This is a genomic window from Segatella paludivivens DSM 17968 = JCM 13650 (genome assembly GCF_000373185.1).
Lineage (GTDB): Bacteria > Bacteroidota > Bacteroidia > Bacteroidales > Bacteroidaceae > Prevotella > Prevotella paludivivens.
In genome coordinates this window covers 70,031-86,499 of the sequence record NZ_KB890628.1, presented here as the reverse complement: position 1 = coordinate 86,499, position 16,469 = coordinate 70,031, and the positions used below count along the sequence as shown (strand labels likewise).

General features: G+C 36.9%; 13 protein-coding genes. 10 read left to right on the top strand and 3 right to left on the bottom strand.

Annotated features, from left to right (window positions below):
- Window positions 1-26: 26 nt before the first annotated feature.
- Window positions 27-383: a hypothetical protein gene (locus B045_RS0102175; RefSeq protein ID WP_018462630.1), complete on the bottom strand. Its 357-nt coding sequence runs from the start codon at window positions 381-383 to the stop codon at window positions 27-29.
- A gap of 95 nt (window positions 384-478) precedes the next feature.
- Here B045_RS0102175 and B045_RS0102170 point away from each other — a divergent pair, with 95 nt between their 5' ends.
- The 8 genes from B045_RS0102170 (at window position 479) to tsaE (ending at window position 12,003) form a co-directional block, all read left to right on the top strand.
- Window positions 479-901, top strand: a complete 423-nt coding sequence (locus B045_RS0102170) for a Fur family transcriptional regulator (protein WP_018462629.1) — start codon at window positions 479-481, stop codon at window positions 899-901.
- Between the two features lie 803 nt (window positions 902-1,704).
- Window positions 1,705-4,446 carry a sugar-binding domain-containing protein gene (locus B045_RS0102165; RefSeq protein ID WP_025883685.1) on the top strand — a complete coding sequence of 914 codons (2,742 nt, stop codon included), beginning with the start codon at window positions 1,705-1,707 and terminating at the stop codon, window positions 4,444-4,446.
- A gap of 216 nt (window positions 4,447-4,662) precedes the next feature.
- Window positions 4,663-5,904: a 3-phosphoshikimate 1-carboxyvinyltransferase gene (locus B045_RS0102160; RefSeq protein WP_018462627.1), complete on the top strand. Its 1,242-nt coding sequence runs from the start codon at window positions 4,663-4,665 to the stop codon at window positions 5,902-5,904.
- Between the two features lie 18 nt (window positions 5,905-5,922).
- Window positions 5,923-6,315: a hypothetical protein gene (locus B045_RS15835; protein ID WP_018462626.1), complete on the top strand. Its 393-nt coding sequence runs from the start codon at window positions 5,923-5,925 to the stop codon at window positions 6,313-6,315.
- 17 nt (window positions 6,316-6,332) lie between these two features.
- Window positions 6,333-7,118, top strand: a complete 786-nt coding sequence (locus B045_RS0102150; protein ID WP_018462625.1) for a metal ABC transporter permease — start codon at window positions 6,333-6,335, stop codon at window positions 7,116-7,118.
- On the top strand, window positions 7,115-10,018 hold the full coding sequence (porW, locus tag B045_RS0102145; protein WP_018462624.1) for a type IX secretion system periplasmic lipoprotein PorW/SprE: 2,904 nt from the start codon (window positions 7,115-7,117) through the stop codon (window positions 10,016-10,018). The genes B045_RS0102150 and porW overlap by 4 nt, the downstream gene beginning before the upstream one ends.
- A 3-nt stretch (window positions 10,019-10,021) precedes the next feature.
- On the top strand, window positions 10,022-11,575 hold the full coding sequence (gene porX / locus B045_RS0102140; protein WP_018462623.1) for a T9SS response regulator signal transducer PorX: 1,554 nt from the start codon (window positions 10,022-10,024) through the stop codon (window positions 11,573-11,575).
- A 17-nt stretch (window positions 11,576-11,592) separates the two neighbouring features.
- Window positions 11,593-12,003 carry a tRNA (adenosine(37)-N6)-threonylcarbamoyltransferase complex ATPase subunit type 1 TsaE gene (gene tsaE / locus B045_RS0102135; RefSeq protein WP_018462622.1) on the top strand — a complete coding sequence of 137 codons (411 nt, stop codon included), beginning with the start codon at window positions 11,593-11,595 and terminating at the stop codon, window positions 12,001-12,003.
- 58 nt (window positions 12,004-12,061) lie between these two features.
- Here tsaE and trxA read toward each other — a convergent pair whose 3' ends face one another.
- Complete coding sequence (trxA, locus tag B045_RS0102130) at window positions 12,062-12,376, bottom strand: thioredoxin (protein ID WP_018462621.1); 315 nt, start codon at window positions 12,374-12,376, stop codon at window positions 12,062-12,064.
- Window positions 12,377-12,627: 251 nt separating this feature from the next.
- Here trxA and B045_RS0102125 point away from each other — a divergent pair, with 251 nt between their 5' ends.
- The gene (locus B045_RS0102125) at window positions 12,628-14,832 is read left to right on the top strand and encodes a helix-turn-helix domain-containing protein (protein ID WP_018462620.1); all 2,205 of its coding nucleotides are present in this window, start codon (window positions 12,628-12,630) and stop codon (window positions 14,830-14,832) included.
- A gap of 71 nt (window positions 14,833-14,903) precedes the next feature.
- Window positions 14,904-15,299: a hypothetical protein gene (locus tag B045_RS0102120; RefSeq protein WP_018462619.1), complete on the top strand. Its 396-nt coding sequence runs from the start codon at window positions 14,904-14,906 to the stop codon at window positions 15,297-15,299.
- Here the strand turns inward: B045_RS0102120 and B045_RS0102115 are convergent.
- Window positions 15,283-16,461 (bottom strand): mechanosensitive ion channel family protein, encoded by a 1,179-nt coding sequence (locus tag B045_RS0102115; RefSeq protein WP_018462618.1) that lies wholly within the window; start codon window positions 16,459-16,461, stop codon window positions 15,283-15,285. The two genes, B045_RS0102120 and B045_RS0102115, sit on opposite strands and share 17 nt — an antisense overlap.
- Window positions 16,462-16,469: the final 8 nt, after the last annotated feature.

The window sequence follows — 16,469 nt, the reverse complement described above, 5'->3', positions numbered from 1 at the left end:
GAATTAATTTTTTACCTTAAAAAATACTATTTACTTTCCAAAGAATAAAAAGAAGGAGGACCACGTGTTGTCGTTATACCACGGAATGTGGTAGCATGCATTGGCTTTAAAAACACCAATGACTGATATATCAAAATTGTGAATAATGCTATGCAGACTTCTGTTCCAAGGATATAAGGAAGACTGTGAAAATGACATAGCACACATTTGTCTATAGAAGTCCATCCATTGGCAATATGTCCAGCATGATGTATGTGATGCTGACAATCATAACAAGTTATGACAGCACCTCTCACCTCCTCATGTCGGTGGAATGTTGACATAATAAGCATTGGCACAAACACTGCCAATAGCATCCATGACCAAAGCCTTTGTCTATGCATTGTTCTATTCACGAATGCAAAAGTAGAAATAATATGAAAATATATTTGGTTTTTACAATAGGATTAACTACTTTTGTATATATATAACAAATACAATGGATGAAAACAAATGCATTTTTCTTCTAGAAAAGCATGGCATCAAACCAACTTCCAACAGAATAGTTATTGCCAAGTCTCTTGCTGCATGTGAAAATCCAGTATCTATGAAAGAACTGGAAGATAAGATTCTCACAATAGACAAGTCAAACATATTCCGTACACTCACTTTATTTCGTGACAACCATTTAGTTCACACTGTCGAAGACGGTGCTGGTGGAACGAAATACGAATTATGTTTAAGCAAAAGCATTGAAACTGATGAAGACGAGCACATGCATTTCTTTTGTGAACGCTGTCAAAAGACATTCTGCTTATACGATATGCCTATCCCAGACCTTTGTATTCCTCTAGGTTATCAGATGCATAGTGTAAACTTCATGATAAAGGGTTTATGCCCAAAATGCTCCAAGAAGAAGTAGTAGCCTTTCATTTCTGGATTAATATCTATATTTTCTAAGCATTAATATAGGTTAACTCCCATGCACTTTTCATTTTTTTTTTAGCTACGGAGCTACGTCTTCGTCTGTATCCCCCTTGTAGAAAAGGATTGCTGAAAAATAAATAGAACTTTTAGCTACGATATGCTACATTCTAGCTACGGCATCTATTTCTGCTTATATAATGTATGTGCATGCACGCGCACACTTAGGAGTTTTAAAAATACAAGTGTCGAAGTGTCAACATAATGAATATCAATATTTTATCGACAAATTTGACTGATATATAGTGACGGTAATGTGACTGTCAAATATCAAGTTTTGCATGCGTTTCTATATAGAAACGCAACTAATTCCATATAGAAATGCAAACGTTTCTACGATATTTTACCTTCTAATGCTTCGTAAAACGCAGTGCAATATAACGTAAAACGCAATGTAAAACATCGAAAAACTTCGTAAAAGGCAATTCAATACGATAAAAATTTTCGCCCATATTTTACCGACAAATAACCGTCACATTGTTCTGCAGAAAAAGAAGTCTAATAAGTTGATGCTCAATGGATAGACACTTCGACACTTATTTTTCTGAAAAAATCAGAGTGTGCGTGCGTGCGCGTATTTATAGAGCGTAGCACTAGTAATTGAAACATTGGCTAACAGCCTAAACTTAATTTCATTGCATAGACAAAAATTTTGTAGTATCTTTGCCGGAAAATAAGATTGCACTAGCATATCATTTAAACAAACCCTACTTAGAGTATAATTACAAAAATAACTAATTTATGAAACGAATAACAATATTGAGTCTTTTGACATTGATGATTCTAACATCATTCGCCCAAAAGACGATTAATTTATCCGGAACTTGGGACTTTCAAATAGACCGTAACGGAAGTTATAATGCATCACAAAAATATGATGATACAATAAAACTACCTGGGTCTATGCTAACAAATGGCAAAGGTGACCTACCTAGTATTCATACAAAATGGACAGGCTCATTATATGACTCTTCATACTACTACAATCCATATATGGAAAAATACCGCCACACTGGCAGTATCAAATTCCCATTTTTCTTAACTCCGGAACATTATTATGTAGGCTATGCATGGTATAGACAAAATGCAGAAATACCAAGAGTCTGGAAAAGAAATAGAGTCGTTTTATTCTTAGAACGCCCACATATAGAAACAACAGTGTTTGTAAACGGAAAAGAAGTTGGACACCAAATGTCACTATCCGTTCCACACGAATACGACATAACGGATTATGTAAAGTTTGGAAAAAACAACAGCATAGCCATAAAGATATACAATGGCATTGAGAATGTTGGTGTAGGACAAGACTCACATTCTGTAACCGACCAGACACAAGGTAATTGGAACGGTATTGTTGGAAAAATACAACTACGTTCACAACAAAGTATTTTCACTGTGAAAACATTCCCAGACTTGACTACAGGAAATGTGAAGGTATTGGTGAATGATAAAGAATATAATATAAAGATAGACAATCCACAACCTTGGAGTGAGTTTACTCCAAATTTATACACTCGTAGCATTATATATCGTGGAGACACAATACCTGTTACTTTCGGATTTAGAAAAATAGAAGTAAAAGGACGAGACATCATACTCAATGGAAGGCCTATTTACGTACGTGGAACAGTAGAAAACTGCAATTTTCCACTTACAGGATATCCTCCTACTGATGTAGAGTCATGGAAGAAAATAATTCAGAAATGCAAAGATTATGGTATAAACACCATGCGCTTTCATAGCTACTGTCCACCAGAAGCTGCATTTATTGCTGCCGATAGCCTAGGGTTCTATCTTGAACCAGAAGGACCATCATGGCCAAATCATGGTGTAAAGTTAAACTACGGACAGCATATAGATCAATATTTGGCAGAAGAGACTAAGAAAATATGTGATTACTATGGTAATCATCCTTCTTTCGTTATGATGGCTGCTGGCAATGAACCTGCAGGAGACTGGGTCACATGGTGTAATAAATGGGTTAATACAATGAAAGAATACGATAATCGACACATATACTGCGGAGCAAGTGTAGGTGGAGGTTGGGCTTGGGACAACCTGAGCGAATTTCATGTTAAAGGTGGAGCGAGAGGACTTGACTGGGATCATAATGCTCCAGAATGTAATGATGATTATCTGTCGCAGATAGAATTTCCTCGCAATTACAGAGACAAAGAACCAAACAATTCTCCTATCATTGCTCACGAGCAAGGACAATGGTGTGCATTCCCCGACTTCAAGGAGCGCAGTCTTTATACAGGACCTTACAAAGCTAAGAATTTTGACATATTTGAAGACTTGCTAAAGAAGAATGGTATGGCATCACAGGCAGAGAAGTTCCTTTATGCCAGCGGCAAACTGCAAGTTACGGCATATAAATACGAAATAGAACGTAACCTGCGTACAAAGGACTATTCTGGTTTTCTTTTGTTAGGACTAAATGATTATAGTGGTCAGGGAACTGCTCTGGTAGGTCCTCTAAATGTTTTTTGGAAAGAAAAGGGATACGTAGACAGCAAACAATGGAAAGAATTTTGCGGTAAGATAGTTCCACTTGCAAAATTTCCTAAGTTTGTTTTCCAGAATACAGATACATTGAACATACCAATAGAAGTATATAATGCTTCAGAAGGGGAAATTAAAGATGCTGATATTGAATATAGCATAGTTGACAAAGATATGCACAGTGACATAATTGCCAAATATAACACTACCATAAAATATGGTAAAAGCAATGAAATAAGGTCTGTGACATTGCCGCTTAACGGAATAAAGTCACCAAGTAAACTCACACTCAATGTGTCTGTAAATGGCAATACCAATGAATGGGACTTCTGGGTATATCCTTCAAAAGTAGAAATGCCAAAGACAAAAGACATATACATAACAGATACATTAGATTCTAAAGCTATTAAGATATTAAATAACGGAGGAAAAGTTCTTATTACTGCCGGTGGAAAAATACATTACGGCAACGATGTAAAGCAAACTTATCTACCAGTATTCTGGAATACAAGTTGGTTCAAAATGCGTCCTCCACATACTACAGGAGCCTATATAACGAGCAACCACCCGATTTTCAAAGACTTCGCTACAGACTCATGGCAAAACATTAACTGGTGGGAACTTGTAAACAAAGCACAAGTTATGAATCTTCAGGAATTTCCAGAAGAGTATCAACCAATATATCAACCAATTGATACATGGCACGTAAGTCGCAAGTTGGGAATGATTATAGAGGCAAATGTTTTAAAAGGTAAACTGTTAATGACGACTTTTGACATAAACAGCAATCTTAACAAGAGAATTGTTGCACGTCAACTTAGAAAATCAATACTAGAATACATGTCTGGCGACAGTTTCAAGCCAGAAATAACATTAGATATAAAAGTTATACGTGATTTGTTTGAGAAAGAAGCAACAAAAGTAAACATGTTTACCAAAGACTCACCTGATGAATTGAAGCCTAAAATTATAAGATAAGCGACTCTACGTCAATATAATATAAGCAGTATCCTAAAAATAAAAAGGGATACTGCTTATTTTATTTTGTAGTGTATTCGACTAGCATCTTTAACTATAGTTGATTGATAACTTTGCTCTCTGGAAAACAAAGAAAAAACATCGTTTTTCTTTGCTTTTCCACTCGTTTGCACTATCTTTGCATAAGTTTTTAATTAACAAAGGAAGATTATAACAATGACTTACGAAATAACAGGACCTGCAAAGATAAATACTGAGATTAATCTGTCGGCTAGTAAAAGCATTAGCAACCGCACACTGATAATCAACGCTATGGCTGGTGGCAGGATTACCCTTGAAAATATGAGCGACTGCGATGACACAGAAGTTATAATTGCTGCATTGAAAGACATGCCTGATGTTATAGACATAAAGGCTGCCGGAACTGCAATGAGATTTGTCACTGCATATCTAAGCATAACAGAAGGTGAACATACAATAACAGGTACTGACAGAATGAAGCACCGCCCTATAAGTGTACTTGTTGACGCTTTGAGATATCTTGGTGCAGACATCACTTATGCTGGCGAAGAAGGATTTCCCCCACTCCACATAAAGGGACACACACTTGAAGGTGGTCATCTTGAGATTCCAGGAAACGTAAGTTCACAATATATTTCAGCATTGCTCATGATTGGGCCAATGCTAAAAAACGGATTGGAACTTAAACTGCTTGACGAAATTGTATCACGCCCATACATCGACCTGACACTATGGACAATGAGAGAGTTTGGCGCAGACGCAGATTGGTCCGACGTTGACACGATTACAGTTTCGGCAAAGCCATATACAGAACGTCCTTATTTCATTGAAAGTGATTGGAGCGCTAGCAGTTATTGGTATGAGGTAATGGCTCTTAGCGATGATCCAGAGGCAGAAATAAGACTTAACGGACTTATGGACGGTTCTAAACAAGGCGACTCTGTTGTGAGATACATATTCTCTCTGCTTGGAGTTAAAACATATTTTAAATCTACCGAACTTGGTGTTCCAACTACTGTGACGCTGAAAAGACACAAATGTATGCTTCCTCGATTAGAATATGACTTCACTGGTTCACCAGACCTTGCACAGACATTTGTTGTATGTTGTGCTCTTATGGGTATAAAGTTTCATTTTACCGGACTAGCAAGCCTAAAAATTAAGGAAACAGACCGTATAGAAGCTTTGAAAAAAGAGCTCAAGAAACTAGGATATGTCATAAAAGACCAAAAAGACAGTGAACTTATATGGAATGGCGAAAGATGCGAGCCAACAGATGAGGCAATAGACACTTATGAAGACCATCGTATGGCAATGTCTTTCGCCCCAGTAGCATTAAAGATTCCTGGACTAAAGATAAACAATCCCGAAGTTGTAAGCAAGTCATATCCTAATTTCTGGAAAGACATGGATGCAGCAGGATTCAACATAAAATAAAAATAAATTCATAGCGACATGATATACCTGATTATCCCGATACTGGCGCTTGGCATTATAACTGCCCTTATAACGATCCTCTCCAAAGACGAAAAAGGACGGGATAAGCCTATTATAACAAAACAGACTTGTTATACCTGCAACGGTGATAATGACATGTGTGAGCAGGAATGCATGATGGAAGCTGCCACCAAAGAGGTGGAATATTATGACGACGAGGAACTCGACAGATTCAAAGGACGTCTATCTAACGAATATACCAATGAAGAAGCCGATGAGTTCTCTGAAGTTATGCTGACTATGAAACAGGATGAAGTTAAGAGCTGGAACCGCAGTCTCATACTTCGGGGCATAAACATGCCAGATCAGATAAAGGATGAATATATTGCTCTGGCTGAACAACAACAATAATAAAATATAAAGAGAAATTGGATATACTACATTATACTTTTTTCCAGAATGCATTGCTTGGTTCAATATTGGCAAGCATTGTTTGCGGAATTATCGGTACATACATTGTTACACGCCGGCTGGTATTTATCAGCGGAGGTATCACCCACGCTTCTTTTGGCGGTATAGGACTTGGTGTGCTACTTGGTATAAATCCAATACTATCAGCAATGGTTTTCGCAACACTAAGTGCATTCGGCGTAGAATGGATGTCACGAAGAGGCAATGTAAGAGAAGATTCAGCAATAGCTGTGTTCTGGACCTTTGGAATGAGCATTGGCATCATATGTTGCTTCCTCACTCCTGGATTCATGCCAGACCTTCCATCTTTTCTATTCGGAAGTATTCTAACTATTGGATATGCCGACTTATGGCTTCTGGCTATACTGTCTGTAGTTGTAATAGCTATATTTACGTTTATGTATAGAGAAATACAAAGCGTAGCTTTTGATTCCACATTTGCAATGTCACAGGGACTGCATGTTAGGTTCATAGAATATATGATGATGGCACTTATAGCTATGGCAATAGTGTCTACACTGAGAATGGTAGGAATAGTACTTGCAATAAGTTTGCTTACAATTCCACAGATGACAGCCAATGTATTTACTTATAATTTTAAGAAAATGGCTCTTCTTAGTATTGGTATCGGCTGGATAGACTGTCTGTTGGGGCTAGGAATAAGCTATTGGCTGAACGTGCCGTCTGGAGCCTCCATCATATTTATCAGTATCATAATATATGCCATAGCCAAACTTAAATGAAGCATAACGCCATATACATCCTGGCCGCACTGATTAGCATTACGTCAATCTACGGATGTTCGACTCAGCAAAATACAGCTAAGTCTAGATGGTGGCATGCCTTTCATGCAAGATACAACACTTATTACAATGGTTCTGTGGCATATATTGACGGCTCTCTTGAAAAAGAAAACGGAAATAAGGATAATTTTACAGAGAAGATTCCTCTTTACACTGTAGGAAATAAAGCAAGCAGGCAACTAGGAATTTCAAACTTTGACAAAGCTATTGAGAAATGTCAAAAGGCGATAAGACTGCATAGTATAAAGCGACGACCAGAATGGAACCCTAACAAGAAAAAGACTCAACAAAATATAGAGTGGTTGAGCAGAAGGGAATACAATCCTTTCTTATGGAAAGCATGGTTACTCATGGGACGTGCTCAATTCTACAAGGGCGACTTCAGCGAAGCTGCATCCACTTTCGCCTACATGAGTAGACTATATTCAAACCAACCTGCTATATACGGAAAGGCAAGAGCATGGCTGGCAAAATGCTATATAGAAGAAGATTGGCTATATGATGCCGAAGACGTGATACGTAATATTCAACGTGACTCCATACATTGGCGAGCACAAAAGGAATGGGACTACACATATGCCGACTATTACATACATATTGGTAATTACGGAAAGGCAATCCCATATCTAAGAAAGGTTATAAGTCACGAAATGAGACGTAAGCAGAGAGCCCGTGAATGGTTTCTGATGGGACAGTTATTCGAGGAATTGGGAAACAAGGAGAATGCTTACAATGCATATAAACACGTAATAAGACTAAACCCTCCATATCAACTTACATTCAACGCAAGAGTTGGCATGACAGAAGTTATGGCTGGGGGAAAGCAGAAACAGATGATTGCCAAACTGAAAAGAATGGCTGCATCTGATAGCAATAAGGATTATCAAGACCAGATATACTATGCCATTGGCAATATATATCTGGCAAAAAAAGATACCACGAATGCTATTGCCGCTTATGAGCAGGGAAAAGAAAAGGCTACAAGAAACGGAATAGAAAAAGGTGTTTTGTTGTTGAAACTTGGTAATCTGTATTGGATTAAAGAACAATTCGGAAAAGCCAAAGGATGCTACGACGTGGCAATAGGATTGCTAGATAAAGAAAGAAAAGACTACCAACAGTTAACCGACAGGCAGAAAGTGCTTGAAGAACTGGTTCCTTATACTGCCGCAGTAGAACTTCAGGACTCTTTACAACGACTTGCGAGGATGAACGAAAGCAGTCGTAACGTGATTATTGATAAAATAATCATTGCACTAAAGAAAAAAGAAAAGAAGGATCTCAATTCACAGCTACAGACTAATACAGGAAATGCAGGTGTTGATAATATATCTATGAAGACAGAGTTTGCTATGCAAAACAACTCCGTTGACGGAAAAAACACAACTACTTGGTATTTCTATAATCCAATGACTGTTAGCAGAGGCAAGGAAACATTTACTCGTACATGGGGTAAACGTGACAATGTGGATAACTGGCAACGAATAAACAAGACTGTTGTCGCAGGAATAAATGATATATCGCAAGATTCTACAACACAAAGCGAAATTAATGATAGCGCTAACAATATAATTAATGACAGTTCTGAGGCAAATCCACATAAGCGTGAATACTACATCAAGCAGATACCACTTAATAAAGAGAAACTTGACGAAAGCGACAATATCCTAATGAATGCACTATACAATAGTGGAGTAATTTTTAAGGATAAACTCGATAATCTTGTTCTTGGCGAAAAGGCTTTAAAAAGAATAGAAGACTATTATCCAAAATATAAGGAGATGGACAATGTTTACTATCATCTATATTTGCTATACGCACGTGAAAATAAGATGGACATTGCCGACAGTTATATCGGGAAGCTCAAAAAAGGATATCCACAAAGCAAATGGACAACATTGCTGAGTGATCCCCTATACAAGGAAAATGCAAAATGGGGAGAGCATATCGAAGACTCTATTTATGCTGCCACATACGATGCATTTAAAGCAGGAAAATATACAGAAGTTGACGGTAATACATATATTTCAGAACACAGATTCCCGTCTGGTGCAAACCGGGACAAGTTTCTGTTTATTGGTGGACTGAACAAGTTGAACAATGGTAATCAGAAAGGATGCCTTAACGATATGAATACGCTTGTGAAGAATTTCCCAGAAAGCGCACTGAGCCAAATGGCTGGTATGATTATCAACGGTGTTAAAGCAGGAAGAAAACTACACGGCGGAAAGTTTGATATTGGTGATATTTGGAGCAGACGTACAGAAATTCTCAACGACAGTGATTCTATAAAGACACAAAAGTTGAATTCAGAAAGCAATATCGACTTTGTATATATGTTGGTATATAACCCTGATTCTGTTAATGAGAATCAGTTACTGTTCGAGATAGCGAAATACAATTTCACCAGTTACATGGTGAGGAATTTCGATATACAGATAGAAAATATTGACGACATTCACAGAATGGTTATCAAAGGATTTCTAAATTATGACGAAGCATTGCAATATGCAAGAGAACTGCACAGGCAAACAGCTGTAATAAATCTGGCAAAAAAAGCTAGACCTATTATCATAAGTAAGCAGAATCTACCTCTGCTTGGCAATCAATTCAGTTACGAAGATTACGAAAAATTCTATAATAAGCATTTTGCTCCGATAAAGACTACGACATCTAACCTGCTTATAGAACCTGCAAAGATTGTAACAACAGGGAATGAAGAAGAAACAACACCTTTACCAAAAGCAGAAAAGAATGTAGACAAGAAAACAACCGAGAAGAAAACAGAAGATAAGACATTCGACTTAGAAGATGAATATTACGATTTAGAAGGATTTTAAGATATGAGTAACGGTAAACTACTTTGGGTTGACGATGAAATTGATCTTCTTCGTGCCCACATAATCTTTCTTGAAAAAAGGGATTATGATGTTACTACAATAAGCAATGGCGAAGATGCCATTGAACTTTGTAGAAACACCACCTTTGACCTTATTCTTCTTGATGAGATGATGCCTGGACTTACCGGACTTGAAACCTTACAACGCATTAAGGATATACAGCCGACCACTCCTATCGTTATGGTTACGAAAAGCGAGGAAGAGGATATTATGAATCAAGCTATAGGCAGAAAAATTGCCGACTATCTTATTAAACCTGTAAATCCAAGTCAAATACTAATCGCACTGAAGAAGAATATACACAAGCGTGAACTAGTAACAGAAGTAACACAGAGTGGCTATCGTGAGGAATTTAACAAGATTTCTATGTTGATTGGCGATTGCAACTCTTTTGATGATTGGACTGAAATATACCGTCTGCTCACGAAATGGGAACTAGAACTTAGCAATGCCGACAGCAATATGCTTGAAATGCTACAAATGCAAAAGGAAGAAGCTAATAATGCTTTTGCTAAATACATCCAAAAGAACTATATGCAATGGATGGAAAACGCAAAAGGTCGTCCTTTGATGAGCAATGATATATTCAAAACTAATATATTTCCGACACTTGACAATAAAGAAAAAGTATTCTGTATTGTAATAGATAACTTACGCTATGATCATTGGAAAATACTTGCCAACGAGATTAGTAGCTTATTTGAAATAAAAGAGAATATGTATATGAGTATTCTTCCAACAGCTACGCAATATGGTAGGAATGCTATTTTCAGTGGGTTAATGCCATACGACATACAGAAAATGTATCCAGATCTGTGGGTAGATGAAGATGAAGACGAAGGAAAGAACGTGAACGAGGAGGCATTGATTCAGACTCAGTTTGATAGATACAGACGTCACGAAACTTTCAGTTATCACAAAATTAACGACTCACAAACCATAGACAAACTGATTGAACGATTTGGTGAACTTGAGAAATATGATCTAAATGTTGTTGTGATAAATTTCATCGACATGCTGTCACACGCAAGAACAGAATCAAAGATGGTTAGAGAACTTGCCAACAACGAGAGTGCATACCGCAGTATAACACAAAGTTGGCTAAGACATTCTGGCATTGCCGAACTATTCAGTTTGCTTTCTCATAAAGACTATAAAGTTGTTATCACCACTGATCACGGCAGCATAAGAGCAAACAAACCGATAAAGATTATAGGTGACAAAAATACAAATACAAATCTTAGATATAAACTTGGCAAGAATCTCAACTATGATTCACGTCAAGTATTTGAGATAAAAGACCCTCATAAAGCAAATCTGCCTTCACCAAACATAAGCACGTCGTATGTATTCGCTACTGGAGACTCATTCTTTGCGTATCCGAACAACTACAATTACTACGCGACATATTATAAAAATACGTTTCAGCATGGCGGGATATCAATGGAAGAAATGCTTATTCCATTAATATCAATGACAAGAAGAAAAAAAGAATAATTATAATTATATAGATTATGAAAATAAAAATCGATTCATTAGACAACATCCATGTTGCTGCAAAGGAATTTATTGCAAACATGGGAACGGGAAAGGTTTTCGCTTTCTACGGAAAGATGGGAGCTGGAAAGACAACTTTTATCAAAGCTATCTGTGAAGAGTTAGGAGTTAACGATGTAATAACATCTCCAACATTCGCTATCGTCAACGAATATACCGCTGACAATGATACCCCAATATACCATTTTGACTTCTATAGAATAAAGAAGCTCGAAGAAGTGTATGATATGGGATACGAAGATTATTTCTACGGTGGAAATCTATGTCTGTTGGAATGGCCAGAACTCATTGAGGACATTCTTCCTGAAGATGTTACAAAGGTAACTATTACAGAACAGGAAGACGGAACTAGACTAGTAGAGTTCTAGAAACGTTAAAGGCAGAAATGCAGCGATAACAATCACTAGCATTTCTGCCTTTTATATTTTATAAAAGAGCTTTAAACTTCTCTTCTATTTTTGCTTTACTAGCTGCGCCTACAAACTTGTCTACAACTTCACCATTCTTTAAGAACAATATTGTAGGAATGTTGCGGATGCCAAATTCACTTGCAATTTCATCAGCTTCCTCTACATCACATTTACCAACAACGACCTTTCCATCATACTCTTCAGCAAGTTCAGCGATGATTGGAGCAATCATTCTACAAGGAGCGCACCAAGTAGCCCAAAAATCAATTACTAATGGCAATTCACCATTCTTATAACTCTCAAAATTTTCGTTTGTAATTGTTACTTCCATTTTTATACTAGTTATTTATTATATCATAATTACACTGCAAATATAGCCATTTGATTTTACACAAGCAAACGTTATAACAAGAATATCTGCAAATATTATTATTTTATTATCTGTTTCATCTTTCATATACACTACCTAAATTATATGCATTGAAGATTGTCTGCACTCGGGAAAGCAAAATTAAAACAAGTTTTATTTTGCCTTTCCACTCGTTTGGTGTATCTTTGTAGGTAGATTTATATTTAGGCAAAATGGAAACTAACAACGAACTGGAGCTAGCATGGGAATTCATTGAACATACTAATACCAGTATATTCCTTACGGGTAAAGCAGGAACAGGAAAAACTACATTTTTGAGAAGTATTACTGACAAGAGCTGCAAACGTATTGTTGTTGTCGCTCCTACAGGTGTGGCAGCAATAAATGCACACGGAGTTACAATACACTCTTTTTTCCAACTCCCATTTTCACCATACGTACCAAACACAACATTCAAGGAAAAGTTTGATTTCTCTAAGGAAAAGAGAAACATTGTTAAGACTTTGGATTTGCTTATCATTGATGAAATAAGTATGGTTAGAAGTGATTTACTTGATGCCATTGACTCTGTATTGCGAAGATATAAGGACGCAAGTAAACCGTTTGGAGGAGTTCAACTGCTTATGATGGGAGATCTTCAACAATTGACTCCTGTCGTAACAGACGATGATGCAAAGATATTGCGCCCACATTATAATACTCCGTATTTCTTCGGAAGTCACGCTCTGCAACAAATTAACTATGTAACAATTGAACTGCAGAAAGTTTACCGACAGCAAGACGCAAGATTTCTGGACTTACTAAATAGCATTAGAAGCGGAAAACCTTCTGAAGAGGATATAAATATTCTTAACTCAAGGTTCAATCCCGAATTTCATACAGACAATAAAGATGGATACATAAGGCTAACAACACACAATGCTATAGCCGATAGATATAACGATTCAGAATTAGCCAAACTAAAAACACAAGAATATACATTCAAAGCCGATATTAAAGGTAACTTTCCAGAATACAGCTACCCTACAAATGAGACCCTTTTGCTAAAAGAAGATGCACAGGTGATGTTTGTAAAAAACGACACGTCCATTGACCATCTCTATTACAATGGTAAGATAGGACGTATCACGAGTATATCCGATGACTGTATAAAGGTAAGATGCAGCGGAGAAGAAAATGATATTGAAGTGCAACCACAAGAATGGGAAAACACCAAATACGTAATAAACAAGGAAACTAAGGAAATAGAACCAGATGTTCAGGGAGTATTCAAGCAATATCCTCTGAGACTTGCATGGGCTATAACGATACATAAGAGTCAAGGACTAACATTCGAGCATGCTATTATTGATGCCGGAGCATCTTTCGCTTCAGGACAAGTTTATGTAGCTCTCAGTCGCTGCAAGACCCTTGAAGGAATGGTACTAGCATCAAAGATTGACAATCACGCTATAATAAGCGATGAACGAGTTGATTCTTACATTAGCATACAAGAAGAGGCTGCAAAGCAAAATATAGACAGTCTTGAACTTCAGAAACAAAACTATTACAAGCAGCAACTAGCAGAACTATTTACATTCAATGATATCATTATGGCTGAAGATAATCTCTGCCGTACCGTTATTGAATTTCTGCACTCTTATCCAAAACTTACAATACTTCACAAAGCTACATTTAAATCTTTACAGGAAAAAATAGACGCTGTATCACGTAAATGGATAAATACGATAATTCGTATGCCATTCGAAGAACTCACAGAAGAGGCATTTCTTGAACGTGTAGTAAAAAGTGCTAGTTACTTCAACAAGACTTTAAAGACTTATATACAGCCGTTACTCGACCAAACAGCTGCTGCTAAAACAGATAACAAGCAAGGAGCAAAAAGACTTGATACTACGTATCCAGAACTTAAGCTGGCATATCTTTCTAAGAAGAATATTCTTGAGATGACAATAGACAACGGATTTAGCAGTGAAAGTTATTTAAAAAACAGACAAACAGCTTTTCTTAACGCTATAGAAGAGATAAACCCACTCGCAGTAACTACACGTAGAAGGAAGAAAGACTACAGCGATAAAGAAGAAACTCCAAAGCCGAAAGTTAAGAAAGAAAATACGAAGGAACAAACACTGACAATGTATAACTCTGGATTATCACCAAAAGAGATTGCTAAGGAAAGAGATATCACACTTGGCACTATATTCGGTCACCTGGCATATTACGTTGAGACTGGCAATTTAAAAGTTCCAGACATTATTGGTAAAGAAAAATACGATATAATAAACAAAGCTGTAAACAAGATTGGGACATCCCAAGGTCTTAAGGTCATCAAAGACATCTGTCCTGAAGACATAGACTATGGAGAAATAAGAATGATTTTCGCAGAAAAGGCTATGATAGCCAAAACTTCAAGTTAATAAATTATGTGATTAATTATCCATAATGATTTTGATACATTCATATTTTTTGGTTATATTTGCACTCTATTATGAAGAAGATATTTATTTTTGTTATATCATGCATCGCCGCAATGACTGTTTCTACATCATGCAAGATGGCTCCAAGCGACAATCCTGGTGATACTGTTGCCGCCAGTGTATTTGAACCTGTCGACACAAGTGTGCACGCCGCCAAATCAAAGAATGATACTACAAACATCAAAAATATCAAGGACAGTATAGACATTTTCTTCGTTGGAGATGGCAGTACAAAGCACAATCTGCAACTTGTTTCATATCCAAGCAAAAGAGATACTGCAACATATTATAAAGGCAAGCATCTAAAAGTAACAGGAAACGCAGATTTCGGACACGTTGTCAGAATAGGTTTCTATCACCTACCTACTGGTGATTCTATCGTTACTTCAGTTACCGAAGTGAAATAACATTCTGCGACTGGAATATTACAAGACCAAATTCGCGAGCAATGGCATAGGCGCAATCCATTATTTTAGCACAATCATGCTCATATAGTTTGCTGTCTTTATTGATCAAGAAGAAATAAAACTCCAAAGGTAATCCGCCTTGCGATGAGTCCAATTGGCGCACAACATAGCTCATATTCTTATTCACTTCGTTTCTGGAAGCTATAAAATTTTCCATGTATTTTCTGTAAAGGCTGATGTTTATATCATCATCCTTCAATTCTTCAGCTTTGAAATATCCTCGGTCAATGATATTTTTCTTCACATCAGGAGTAAGCAGACCTATACTGTTAAAATCAAAATAAGCCTTTTTGGTTACACGTCTGCCATCAGAATTCTGCATTCCGATCCAATTAGTGAACGAACCGTCAACCAAAGCAATAGGACTTACTGTGACTATGGAATTATCAAAATTACGTATCTTAACTGTTGTAAGAGTCATCTCCTCAACTATTCCGTCAGCCCCTGCAGAAGGAACTGTTATCCAGTCTCCGCAATGAAGCATATCATTACTTGTAAGGCGTACTCCGGCAACAAGTCCAGCTATTGTATCCTTAAATACTAACATAAGTATAGCACTAGTTGCTCCAAGACCCGCAAATAAAGTAAAAGGACTTCGATTAATAGCTATTGCAACTACGACCACTGTAGCAATAAACAACAATAGAATTTTAAGCACTCCGCAAAAAGACTTCAAATACTGTTGCGTGCTTGAACGTTGGGCTCCTGTGTCAAGATTATTAAAACTGTCTACAAAAACAAATGCCGTACGTGCAGACATCACAGTGATATATATGGCAGTTATACGCTCTAAAAACTCTCTAACAAAATGGAATTGATAGAATATTAATGGGAGTAAAATCCATATAATTATAGCTGGTATAATATTGCAAGCACTTCGCAATACTTGCTCATTAAAAATCACGTCATCCCACTTAACATCAGTATGTCTAGTGAATTTAAGCAACAGAGGAACCATTATCTTATGACATATAACACCTATAAGCCACGCAAATAATACAGCAAAAAGCACAAGAAGTATGTGTCTCAGAACATGAACAGACGGTCCTGTGACTCCCATCAGTTCAATAACATTTTCAACAAAAACTCTTATTTCCTCCATATCATTTC